A 12,623-nucleotide genomic window follows, 5' to 3' on the forward strand; every position below is an offset into this window, starting at 1 on the left:
ATGACATTCGGTCAATTTCATACGCCGCGCGAACCCTCATCCCGTCCCCTGACTTCCATGGCGGACATCAATGTCACGCCCATGGTCGATGTGATGCTGGTTTTGCTGGTCATCTTTATCATCGCTGCCCCTTTCATGACGCATGCGATCAAATTGGATTTGCCGCAGGCACAATCGGCCCCGGTGGCTGAGCAGGCAGAGTCCGTACGTATTTCCTTTGATGCTGACGGCATCCTTTACTGGGATAAGCAGGTACTGGCCATGGCTGACCTGGAATCCAGGCTGGCCCTGCTGGCGAAAAAGAACAAGCAGACAGAAATCCAGTTGCGGGCTGATAAGGCTACCCGCTATGAAATTATCGCCCAGGTTATGGCGGCAGCCCAGACGCAAGGGTTGGCCAGGATTTCTTTTGTGACCGACAGCAAACAAGCCAAAAAACCGTAATTGTCACGGTTCAGTCATTACAAGACTGCGCTACACCCTGTAAAACGGCTCCAAGAACCTTTGCCCGTCAGGCTTTCCTCAATAATGTGCCTGAACCAGTTATAATCAAAGGTTCTGAGTCATTTCCGCATCTACTTCTGCTTACGCCATGCAAGAAAAATACACGCCCTCTGACGTCGAACAATCGGCGCAATCCCATTGGAAAAAGATCGATGCCTATACGGCAGTAGAAAACAATCCACGTTTCCCTAAAGGCAAGTATTACGCTTGCTCCATGCTGCCTTACCCTTCCGGCAAGCTGCACATGGGCCACGTGCGCAATTACACGATCAACGACATGCTGGCACGCCAGTTGCGTATGAAGGGCTATAACGTCCTTATGCCTATGGGTTGGGATGCTTTTGGCCTGCCAGCAGAAAATGCTGCGATTGCCTACAAAAAATCGCCAGCAGAATGGACTTACGCAAATATTGAAGACATGAAGTCACAAATGCAGCCCCTGGGCCTGGCATTTGACTGGACGCGTGAAGTCGCAACTTGTGACCCTGACTACTATCGCTGGAACCAGTGGCTGTTCCTGAAGATGCTGGAAAAAGGCGTTGCCTACAAAAAAACCCAGGTTGTGAACTGGGACCCTATCGATCAAACCGTACTGGCGAATGAGCAGGTCATCGATGGCCGTGGCTGGCGCTCTGGCGCCCTGGTAGAGAAGCGCGAAATTCCTGGCTACTACTTCGGCATTACTCAGTACGCAGATGAGTTGCTGAACAGTATCGACAATCTCGATGGCTGGCCTGAGCAAGTGCGCACCATGCAGCGCAACTGGATAGGCAAGAGCGAAGGCGTGCGCTTTGCTTTCCCGCACGAGATCAAGGATGAAACCGGCGCACTGGTACAAGACGGCAAGATGTATGTATTTACTACCCGCGCTGACACCATCATGGGCGTGACTTTCTGTGCAGTAGCGGCAGAGCATCCTATCGCCACGCTGGCAGCAAAGAACAATGCCGCACTGGCAGCCTTCATTGAAGTCTGTAAAGCTGGTGGCACGACAGAAGCCGAAATGGCGACCAAGGAAAAAGAGGGCATGCCTACTGGCCTCTTCGTCACTCACCCTCTGACTGGCGAGCAGGTCGAAGTCTGGGTCGGCAACTATGTTCTGATGACGTATGGTGATGGCGCTGTCATGGGCGTGCCTGCCCATGATGAACGCGATTTCGCGTTCGCGAAAAAATACAATATCGCCATCAAGCAGGTAGTGGCGATTGAAGGTGAGACTTTCACGACGGATGCCTGGGCAGAGTCCTATGGTGACAAGCAACGGGGAGTCACCGTTAATTCTGGCAAATATGACGGCCTGAGTTTCAAGGCAACTGTTGATGCCGTGGCCGCGGACCTGATTGCCAAAGAGCTCGGCGAAAAGAAAACCACCTGGCGCTTGCGTGACTGGGGTATTTCCCGTCAACGTTACTGGGGCACACCTATCCCTATCATCCACTGCGACAGTTGTGGTGACGTGCCTGTGCCGTATGAAGATTTGCCAGTCGTCCTGCCTACCGACTGTATCCCTGACGGTTCTGGCAATCCATTGAAACACCGTGAAGATTTCCTGAATGTGCCTTGCCCTAAATGCGGCAGCCCGGCACACCGTGAAACTGACACCATGGACACCTTTGTTGATTCCAGCTGGTATTTCATGCGTTATACCTGCCCTGATGCGACCACCATGGTTGATGGCCGTAATGATTACTGGATGGCGATGGACCAGTACATAGGCGGTGTCGAACATGCGGTTCTGCATTTGCTGTACGCACGCTTCTGGACCAAGGCCATGCGTGACCTGGGCTTGGTCAGTATCGACGAGCCTTTCAAGAACCTTTTCACGCAGGGCATGTTGCTCAACGAGTCTTATTATCGTGAAGATGCCAGCGGCAAGAAAATCTGGTTCTATCCGAATGAAATTGAAGTCCAGCATGATGACAAGGGGCGTCCAATCGCCGCCGTGTTGAAATCAGACGGACAGCCTGTGCAAATGGGCGGCATCGAAAAGATGTCCAAGTCCAAGAACAATGTGGTGGAACCGAAAGACATTATCGAGCAGTTCGGTGCTGATACAGCACGTCTGTTCACCATGTTCGCTGGCCCTCCGGATCAAAGTGCGGGATGGAGTAATAGCGGTGTAGAAGGTGCCTCACGCTACCTGCGTCGTCTGTGGGCTTCTGCATTGAAACTGTCTGGCACGATTGCCTCTGGCGCTGCTGCACCTGCTTCGTATGCAAATGACGTCAAGGCCCTGCGCCGTGAAGTGCATCTGACGCTGAAGCAGATCGATGCCGATTATGAGCGCCTGCAATACAACACGGTGGTCTCTGGTGCGATGAAGTTGCTCAACACCATAGAGTCCTTCAAGTCAGAAGCCGAAGGCAGTGCTGCAGCCTTGCGCGAAGCCTTCAGCATCTTGCTGCGTGGTCTGTATCCGGTATGCCCGCATATTACCCACGTATTGTGGCAAGAACTGGGTCTGGCGACAGAACTCGGTGAAATCATTGATGCACCGTGGCCACTGGTCGATGATGCTGCATTGGTGCAGGATGAAATCGAGCTCATGGTGCAGGTCAATGGCAAACTGCGCGGCAGCATCAAGGTTGCCAAGGATGCCGACAAAACCACCATAGAAGCAACTGCTCTGGCCAATGAAAGCGTACAGAAGTTCATGGAAGGCGCGGCCAAGAAAATCATCATCGTGCCTGGCAAGCTGGTGAATATCGTCGCCTGATTGTTTAACAGATATACCAGTAACAGGGAAAACCGCATGCAAGCAAACTATGTAAAGCGTCTGCAATGGCTGGCAGCCATCATGTCCATCATGCTGTTGTCGGCCTGCGGTTTCGCCCTGCGCGGCCCGGTTGCCTTGCCGTTTAAAAGTATTTATATCGGCATGCCAGAAAGCTCGGCCCTGGGTGGGGAATTGCGCCGCCATATCCGTGCCAATGGCCAGACCCAGATCATGTCTGAGGCCAAGGACGCGCAAGTGGTACTCGAAGTATTGAGTGAAACTCGCGAAAAACAAATCCTGTCGCTGAATAGCCAGGGTCGCGTGCGTGAATATAATCTGATTTATAACTTCCGTTTCCGTGTCCGCAATAATGTAGGCAAGGAATATCTGGAACCGGTAGATCTGCAGTTGAAGCGCAATATCACCTTTAATGAATCGCAAGTGCTGGCGAAAGAGGCAGAAGAAGTCTTGCTGTACCGTGATATGCAAAGTGACCTGGTGCAGCAAATCATGCGCAGGCTGGCCGTTGTAAAGATGGACGACTGATATGCAATTACGCTTCGATGCCCTTGATGGCCATCTGGCGAAAACACTGGCGCCACTATATGTGATCACCAGTGATGAGCATTTGCTGGCGCTGGAAGCCGCAGACAAGATACGTCGTGCCGCAAAATCGCAAGGTTTTTACGAGCGCGAAATCCTGACGGTGGAACGCAGTTTCAAATGGGGTGCCTTGCTGGCCGCGAATCAGTCGCAATCCCTGTTTGGTGATAAAAAACTCATCGACTTGCGCATCCCTACCGGCAAGCCTGGTAAAGATGGTGGCCAGGCTCTGCAGGATTATGTGACCAATTTATCGCCTGATAACCTGACCCTGATCACCTTGCCCAAGCTGGACTGGGCCACGCAAAAAGCCGCCTGGGTAGGCAGCTTGCAGCAAGCCGCGGTATATATCGACATCCCGCTGGTAGAGCGCAATCAATTGCCAGGCTGGATCAGCATGCGTCTGTCCTTGCAACAGCAAAGTGCAGACCGGCAAAGCCTGGATTTCATTGCTGACAGGGTAGAGGGCAACTTGCTGGCAGCCCATCAGGAAATCCAGAAGCTGGCCTTGCTGCACCCGGCAGGCAAACTGAGTTTTGAACAAATCCATGATGCCGTGCTCAATGTAGCGCGCTATGATGTCTTCAAACTCAATGAAGCCATGCTGGCCGGTGACGTTGCCAGACTGGTGCGTATGTTGAACGGCTTGAAAGGTGAGGGCGAAGCCCTGCCCCTGGTCTTGTGGGCCATGGCAGAAGAAATACGCACCTTGCTGAAACTGAAGTCTGGCATGGCACAGGGCAGACCCTTGTCAGCCTTGCTGAAAGAATACCGCATCTGGGGCCCGCGAGAAAAACTCATGGACCCTGCCTTGCGCCGCGTCAGCCTGGTAAATTTGCGGGCCGCACTGCAAGAGGCATCGCAGGTCGATAAGATGGTAAAAGGTTTACGAGCGAAGGCATTTGCAGGAGACCCCTGGGATGCCTTGTTACAATTGGGTTTGAGAGTGGCCAGGACAGCATAAAAGCTGTTCAACAGATAATCTGGCCTGCACCCGATTAAGCGGTTTATCAAACCGGAAATTGAATTCCCTCGCCACCTTGCTGGTGGCTGATCAACGACTATGAGGACCAGACGTTCTCTGAATGACGATATGGATATCAAGCACTACATGAATGACCTCGGCATCCGTGCCCGCGCAGCATCGCGCGCCATGGCCAAAGCCGACACCGCCGCCAAGAACAAGGTCCTGTCCCTGATCGCTGCCGCCATCAGGCGCGAGTCTGCAGCCTTGCGCGCCGCCAATGAACTTGACCTGGCCGCAGCCAAAGCAGCAGGCATGGAAGCAGCCATGCTTGACAGGTTGACCCTGTCTGACAAGGCGATTGCCACCATGGCCGAAGGCCTGGAGCAGATCGTCAGCCTGGCTGACCCTATAGGCGAAATCTCGAACATGAAATACCGCCCCACCGGCATACAGGTAGGGCAGATGCGTGTACCGCTGGGCGTCATCGGTATCATTTATGAGGCACGCCCGAATGTGACGGTGGATGCGGCTGGACTGTGTATCAAGAGCGGTAATGCCACCATTTTGCGTGGTGGCTCAGAAGCCATCCACTGCAATCAGGCCCTGGCGAAACTGGTCAAGGAAGGTCTGGCTGGCGCCGGTTTGCCTGCCGACGCAGTACAGATCGTCGAGACCACAAACCGCGCCGCTGTTGGTGAACTGATCACCATGCCGCAGTATGTTGATGTCATCGTCCCGCGTGGCGGCAAGGGCTTGATCGCACGCTTGATGCAAGAAGCCACCGTGCCCATGATCAAACATCTTGATGGTATCTGCCATGTGTATATTGATGACAAGGCTGACCTCAAAAAAGCCGTGGATGTCGCATTCAATGCCAAGTGCCACCGCTATGGTACCTGCAACACCATGGAAACCTTGCTGGTCGCGCAAGGCATTGCCTCGCAAGCCTTGCCAGCACTGGCTGAGCTGTATGCAGGCAAGCAGGTTGAATTGCGTGGCGACGATGCCGCCGCTGCAATACTGGCAGGCTACCCGCATCTGGTAAAAGCAACAGAAGAAGACTGGAGCACTGAATACCTGGCCCCAGTCCTGGCAGTGAAAGTAGTGGCTGACCTGGATGAAGCCATCACGCACATCAATGATTATTCATCCAAACATACAGAATCCATCATCACAGAAGACTATAGCCGCGCCCTGCGCTTCTTGCGCGAAGTTGATTCCGCATCGGTGATGGTAAATGCCTCCACCCGTTTTGCTGACGGTTTTGAATATGGCCTGGGCGCTGAGATTGGTATCTCGAATGACAAGCTGCATGCACGTGGCCCGGTAGGACTGGAAGGGCTGACTTCGATGAAGTATGTGGTCTTTGGACATGGCGAAGTGCGCCAATAAAAGAAAGAGCAATATGGGTTTTTATCCTTGGGTTAAAGTTTTCCACATTCTGTTCGTCACATCCTGGTTCGCCGGCCTGTTTTATATGCCACGTATCCTGGTCAACCTGGCGATGGAAAATCACTCACCCACGACAGAGCGCCTGTTGCTGATGGCGCGCAAGTTGTATCGTTTCATGACGATCCTGGCGGTACTGGCACTGATCTTCGGCCTGTGGTTGTGGCTAGGCTATGGCATATGGAAGGGCCCGGGTAATGGCTGGCTGCATGCCAAGCTGACTTTGGTGATCTTGCTGATAGGCTATCACCACGCCTGTGGCAGCTTGTTGAAAAAGTTTGAGAAGGGCGTTAACAAGCGCAGCCATGTCTGGTTCCGCTGGTTTAATGAAGTGCCGGTGATTTTGTTGCTGGTGATATTGATTTTGGTAGTCGTCAAACCTTTTTAGGTTTGACGAGGTTTTCAAGTACGGTTGACCTGGAGTGCAGAACTCCAGGCCAACAATTGGCGGTGAATATTCACCATCGTTTTTTTTAACGGATAAAGGGTACTCCTATGACGCGTTATTCTTATTTTTGCCCATGCCCACGTGGCCTGGAAATAGCCCTGGCTGAAGAGCTCGGAGAAATTGCAGCCCTGGATAAAACCATGACTGTCCATAATCAGGTGCCGGGCGGTGTGCATTGCTCAGGCAGCCTGCATGATGGCTGGCGTATCAACCTGCATTCACGCATAGCCTCGCGCGTGTTGATGCGTATGGCGCATTCTGGCTATACCAATGAAAATGATATTTACGACCTGGTGCTGGCCCAGCCCTGGGAAGACTGGTTTGGCTATCACCATACCATCCGTGTTGATGTCACGGCAGTCAAATCACCTTTGAAGAGCCTGGACTTTGCCACGCTCAAAATCAAGGATGCGATCTGCGACCGTTTCCGCGACCAATTCACCCAGCGCCCCTCAGTCAATACCAAGAACCCTGACATGCGCATCGTGGGTTTCATGGATGCACGCAATTTTACGGTGTATCTGGATATCTCTGGCGAACCTTTGTTCAAGCGCGGCTGGCGCCTGGAAACCGGTGACGCGCCCTTGCGTGAAAACCTGGCAGCAGGCTTGCTGCGCACCGCAGGCTGGAAACCTGGCACACCTTTGTTTGATCCCATGTGCGGTTCTGGCACCATCCTCATCGAAGCTGCACAAATCCTGGCGGGCATACCACCAGGCCTGAAGCGTGAATTCGCTTTCGAGAAAATGCATCAGTTCGATGCTGATGCATGGGCACAGATCAAGGCCAGCGCCAAGCCACATCCTTTACCTGCAGAGCCAACGATTTTTGGCAGTGACATTTCTGGCGACATGATCGTCATGACGCGCAATAACCTGAACAAGGCGGGCATACGTTTTGACGTGCCACTGAAGCAGATAGAAGCGCAGGAAATCAAGGCACCAACGACAGAGCCAGGCATCCTGCTGACCAACCCGCCTTACGGTGAACGTATCGGTGTGCGCGGTGACAGCACGATGGAAGAAGATGATATGGCCAAAGACTTCTTCAGCGCCTTCAGTACCACGCTGAAGCAGCGCTTTGCTGGCTGGAGTGTGTTCCTGTTCACGGCGGATCTGGGCTTGCCCAAGATGTTGCGTTTGAAAGAGTCACGCAAGACCCCATTCTTCAATGGCGCACTGGAATGCCGTTTGTTCCGCTTTGACATGGTGGCAGGTTTTAACCGCAGGGAAGAAGCCAAACCAAAAGATATAGCTGAATAATTTTCATGCTATGGCAATAAGCCACTGAAAAAGCGGCCAGGTCTCAGCAGACCTGGCCGTTTTGCTTTAGGCTTGAGGCTTCACTTCAAGATTTTGCAAGGAGATGTAGTCATGGCACTGGAATCAACCGCCAAACAACTGAATTTGAAAGACCCGTCCTTATTACGCAACCAGGCCTACATCAATGGCGAGTGGGTCACAGGCACAGCCAGTTTTGAAGTGAATAATCCTTCCACGCTGGCAATACTGGGTACAGTCCCTAATCTGGACGCCAGCCATACCGAGGCTGCCATCAAGGCCGCGCAAGTGGCCTTCCCGCTCTGGGCCGCAAAAACCGGCAAAGAACGCGCGACGCTCATGCGCAAATGGTTTGACCTTATGATAGAGAATGCCGACGACCTGGCTGCCATCATGACGGCAGAGCAGGGCAAGCCCCTGGCCGAAGCCAAGGGTGAAGTCATCTACGGTGCCAGTTTCATAGAATGGTTTGCCGAAGAAGCCAAGCGCGTATCTGGTGATGTCATGGCATCAACCTGGAGTGACAAGCGCATGGTGGTCTTGAAGCAGCCTATCGGTGTCTGTGCTTCCATCACGCCATGGAATTTTCCTATCGCCATGATCACCCGCAAGGTGGCACCAGCGGTTGCTGCTGGTTGCTCCATCGTCATCAAGCCTGCCGAGCAAACTCCCTTGTCGGCGCTGGCCATGGCAGAACTGGCGCACAGAGCTGGCATACCGGCAGGCATCATCAATATCGTCACTGCTGACTCTGAGCAATCCATTGCTGTCGGCAAGGTCTTGTGCGACAGCCCTGTGGTCAGGCATTTGTCCTTCACTGGTTCAACACCAGTAGGCCGCATCCTCATGCGCCAATCGGCCCAGACAGTCAAAAAGCTGGCGCTGGAACTGGGCGGCCATGCTCCGTTCATCGTGTTTGAAGATGCTGACCTGGATGCTGCCGTCGAAGGTGCGCTGCAATCAAAATTCCGTAATTCCGGCCAGACCTGCGTCTGTACCAACCGTTTTTATGCGCATGAATCAATTTACGACGCCTTTGTTGAAAAATTGTCAGCAGGTGCTAAAAAGATCAAGGTCGGCGATGGTTTTGCCACTGGCATCAACCAGGGGCCGATGATCGATGCGCAGGCAGTCGCCAAGGTAGAAGAGCATGTGGCCGATGCCCTCAAGCAAGGTGCAAGCTTACAGGCTGGCGGCAAATTGCTGAAAGCTGGCAAACTTTTTTATGAACCAACCGTGCTGTCGAATGTCACATCTGGCATGTTGATCATGAATGAAGAAACCTTTGGCCCGGTGGCCGCAGTCGTCAAGTTCAAGACTGAAGAAGAAGCCATTGCCGCCGCGAATAACACTGACTTTGGCCTGGCATCCTACTTTTATTCACGCGACATAGGCCGTGTCTGGCGGGTTGCTGAAAAACTCGAATACGGCATGGTGGGTATCAACACTGGCCTGATCTCTAATGAAGTAGCACCGTTTGGCGGCGTCAAGCAATCCGGCCTGGGGCGAGAAGGCTCCAAATACGGCATGGATGAATATCTGGAAATGAAGTACCTTTGTATGGGTGGCATCTGAATTTCATTTTGAACTTCAGCATGAACTGCGGCGTGAACTTCAGCCTGGTATTGGCTGCAGTCCCTTAGCCCCCAATTTGTAGTCCCATGCCTGATAGCTGCTACTGCTATCAGGCGCAACACTGAATTTGCCCATGTCCTCTGCAACCAAGATCAGCAATGCTGGCCTGGCGACCTTACTGGCTGCCCTGGCCATGCTTGGTCCGTTCTCGATTGATACATACCTTCCTGCCTTCCCCAATATCCAGTCCACCCTGCATGCGAGTGCGCTGGAAGTGCAGCAAACGCTGACGGCCTATATGCTGTCCTTTGCCGTCATGACCTTATGGCATGGTGCTTTGTCGGACGCATTTGGCAGGCGTAATGTAATTCTGGTGGCGCTGGCGGTGTTTGCCGTTGCCAGCTTTGGTTGTGCTTCTGTGCATAGCATTCATTACCTGTGGGGCTTCCGTATCCTGCAAGGCGTGTCTGCCGGGGCTGGCATGGTGGTGGGGCGTGCCATTATCCGCGACTTGTATGCTGGTGCACCGGCAGAACGCTTGCTGTCGCTGGTGACCATGATATTCTCTATTGCCCCGGCGATTGCCCCCATCCTGGGTGGGTGGATAGTACGTTTCGAGAGCTGGCGGGCGATTTTTCTTTTGTTGTTTGGCTATACCGTGGTCCTGTGGTGGGCTTGCTATAAGCATCTGCCTGAATCCCTCCCCATGGACAAGCGCCAGCCTTTTAGCGCAGAATTTTTATGGGTCAGTTATAAAAAAGTATTCAAATCACCGTTATTCCATTTAAAGGCTGGCACCATCGCCTTTAATTTTGCGGGTCTGTTCCTGTACGTTTCCGCAGCCCCTGCTTTTATTACCCAGCATTTGCATCTCGGGCCAGATCAGTTTGGCTGGCAATTCGTGCCTTCAGTTGGGGGTATCTTTTTAGGTGCCCTTGCCGCCAATCGCCTGGCGGGCAAAATGACAGTCTGGAAACAGGTCAGCATAGGCTTTTGCTTTTTGATAGGCGCATCCCTGTTCAACGTGGTGTTTCATTATTTTTCGCCGCCGATTTTATTGTGGTCAGTAACACCCTTGTTCTTTTATACCTTTGGCATGTCACTGGTCGCACCAGGGGCAACCTTGCTGGTATTGGATTTGTTTCCTAACATAAGAGGCATCGTCGCCTCGTGCCAGTCGGCAACCGTCACCATGCTGGGCGCTGTCATTGCCGGCATGGTCGCGCCAGCCCTTGATCATTCTGTGCTGACCCTGGCGCTGGGGCAGTTTGCCTGTGCCGTCATAGGTGCCACCATGTGGTACACCGGGCGTGCTTACTGGCGTGCCATGACCGCGCAAAAACAGAATGCCTGGGAAACTGTGGAATAAGTATTTTCACTAATTGTTCTAATGAAATATTTCATTTTGTCAATAAGAAGATATTTCATTTATAATAATACATAAATAAATTTCAAGTCAGTTACTTGAAATGCTAGTTACTGGCCTTATATGATTGGTGCTTTGCAGCAATGAGGCGAAATCGAGTGTCGTCAGCAGGTTTCCTTGATTTTGTGTACTATTCGTTCCGCATATGCAAATAAGATTTCCATCGTGTTCTTTTAAGCTGAACTTTATTAGAGTGTAGCTTTCTAAACACATTGAATTCATCAAGTTGTCACTTTTCGCAGGTATCGTGCCGCTTGTCATTGGATCTCTTACCGATTCAAGGCTGTAAAACACCTGTAATTCTGTTTTTACCGTGCTTGATATAAATTGGTGAAAACTTAACATTCATTTTTGGATACTAGATAATGAAAAAATCATTCCTCGCACTTGCTCTGATGAGTGCTTTCTCCGGTGCAGCGTTTGCTCAATCTTCCGTTACTATCTACGGTATCGTTGACGCTGGCTTCCAAAGTCTGGATAACGGCACACCTGCTGGCCGTTTCAACAAACTCCAGAGTGGTCAGGAAAACGGTTCCCGTCTGGGCTTCAAAGGTACTGAAGACCTCGGTGGCGGCTTGAAAGCCAACTTCGTTCTGGAAATGGGTCTGAACGTTGATGACGGTAGCTCTGCTCAAGGCCGTACATTTGGCCGTCGTTCTACAGTTGGCCTGTCTGGCGATTTCGGTACAGTAGATCTGGGCCGCGACAAGACTCCAACTTTCAAATTCTTTGACAACTTTGATCCGTTTGCATCTGGCTACATCAACAGCGGCAATGGTCTGTCCAATTTGTACTTCATCGGTGGCACAGCGACTGTAGCAGGCGCGAATGCTAACTCCGGTGGCCGTGCAAGTAATGCCATCTACTACTACACACCAGGCAACCTGAACGGTTTCTCTGCTGTTGGTCAATACGGTTTCGGCGAAGCCGCTGGCGATAACTCTGCTGGCCGTACTCTGGGTCTGAACCTGCGTTACAACGCTGATGGCTTGGATGTTGGTTACTCTTTCGTTAAAGATAATGGCCAAGCTGCTGCTAACGGTCCTATCAATGCACGTAAAGGTAACACTCTGGCTGTTGCTTATGATTTCGGCGTAGCTAAACCAGTCTTTATCTATCAAAAAGTGAGTGATGACGCTGTTTTGGCAGTTGATCAAAAGATCTTCTCCCTGGGCGTAACAGTTCCGTTTGATCCAACAAACAAAATTTTGGCTACTTTCACCAAAATCAAAGACTCTACTCCAGTTGCAGCTAACTCCGCTGCTACAGTTGGCGATGCTAAGCAATTCGCAATCGGCTACCAGTACACATTCTCCAAGCGTACTGACCTGTATGCTGCTTTCGCAAGCACAACACAAGATGCCAATTCCCAAAAAGTGGGCGCAGCAGTTAAAGGCGCTGACGTAAAAGAATTGACATTCGGTGTACGTCACCAGTTCTAATTCTGCTGAAGGGCTAGTCCCTTCATGCGTTTAAAAAGAGAAGAGTGTCCTGTATTGGACACTCTTTTTTTTTGAAATGATCGCGCAATGTAATTCCAGCGCATGCTTACTAGAACTCATTTCATAAATAGTGTTGATGGCGAACAAGACAATTTGGGATGCAGTGCAACTTGCGCAACGCTGCAATGCGCTCAAATCGCCAGCACACGTATG

10 protein-coding genes are annotated in these 12,623 nt (G+C 51.8%); all 10 read left to right on the forward strand.

Features of this window, described 5'->3' with window-relative positions; all coding sequences use genetic code 11:
• The 10 genes from ACO0LN_RS17030 to ACO0LN_RS17075 all read left to right on the forward strand — a co-directional run bounded on the left by ACO0LN_RS17030 (window position 1) and on the right by ACO0LN_RS17075 (window position 12,410).
• The gene (locus tag ACO0LN_RS17030) at window positions 1-444 is read left to right on the forward strand and encodes an ExbD/TolR family protein (RefSeq protein WP_422975806.1); all 444 of its coding nucleotides are present in this window, start codon (window positions 1-3) and stop codon (window positions 442-444) included.
• Window positions 445-592: 148 nt separating this feature from the next.
• On the forward strand, window positions 593-3,220 hold the full coding sequence (gene leuS / locus ACO0LN_RS17035; RefSeq protein WP_422975808.1) for a leucine--tRNA ligase: 2,628 nt from the start codon (window positions 593-595) through the stop codon (window positions 3,218-3,220).
• A 36-nt stretch (window positions 3,221-3,256) separates the two neighbouring features.
• Entirely contained in the window at window positions 3,257-3,766 is a 510-nt protein-coding gene (lptE, locus tag ACO0LN_RS17040) for an LPS assembly lipoprotein LptE (RefSeq protein WP_162039934.1), read from the forward strand.
• A gap of 1 nt (window position 3,767) precedes the next feature.
• The gene (holA, locus tag ACO0LN_RS17045; RefSeq protein ID WP_422975810.1) at window positions 3,768-4,787 is read left to right on the forward strand and encodes a DNA polymerase III subunit delta; all 1,020 of its coding nucleotides are present in this window, start codon (window positions 3,768-3,770) and stop codon (window positions 4,785-4,787) included.
• Window positions 4,788-4,916: 129 nt separating this feature from the next.
• Entirely contained in the window at window positions 4,917-6,182 is a 1,266-nt protein-coding gene (locus ACO0LN_RS17050) for a glutamate-5-semialdehyde dehydrogenase (protein WP_422975936.1), read from the forward strand.
• 13 nt (window positions 6,183-6,195) lie between these two features.
• On the forward strand, window positions 6,196-6,627 hold the full coding sequence (locus ACO0LN_RS17055) for a CopD family protein (RefSeq protein WP_422975812.1): 432 nt from the start codon (window positions 6,196-6,198) through the stop codon (window positions 6,625-6,627).
• A gap of 107 nt (window positions 6,628-6,734) precedes the next feature.
• Window positions 6,735-7,949 (forward strand): THUMP domain-containing class I SAM-dependent RNA methyltransferase, encoded by a 1,215-nt coding sequence (locus ACO0LN_RS17060; protein ID WP_232063234.1) that lies wholly within the window; start codon window positions 6,735-6,737, stop codon window positions 7,947-7,949.
• A 111-nt stretch (window positions 7,950-8,060) separates the two neighbouring features.
• Window positions 8,061-9,542, forward strand: a complete 1,482-nt coding sequence (locus ACO0LN_RS17065) for an NAD-dependent succinate-semialdehyde dehydrogenase (protein WP_422975814.1) — start codon at window positions 8,061-8,063, stop codon at window positions 9,540-9,542.
• A 133-nt stretch (window positions 9,543-9,675) separates the two neighbouring features.
• On the forward strand, window positions 9,676-10,911 hold the full coding sequence (locus ACO0LN_RS17070; protein WP_422975816.1) for a multidrug effflux MFS transporter: 1,236 nt from the start codon (window positions 9,676-9,678) through the stop codon (window positions 10,909-10,911).
• 422 nt (window positions 10,912-11,333) lie between these two features.
• Window positions 11,334-12,410: a porin gene (locus tag ACO0LN_RS17075; protein ID WP_422949490.1), complete on the forward strand. Its 1,077-nt coding sequence runs from the start codon at window positions 11,334-11,336 to the stop codon at window positions 12,408-12,410.
• The last annotated feature ends 213 nt before the right edge of the window (window positions 12,411-12,623 follow it).

It is taken from the genome of Undibacterium sp. TC9W (genome assembly GCF_049339865.1).
GTDB lineage: Bacteria > Pseudomonadota > Gammaproteobacteria > Burkholderiales > Burkholderiaceae_D > Undibacterium.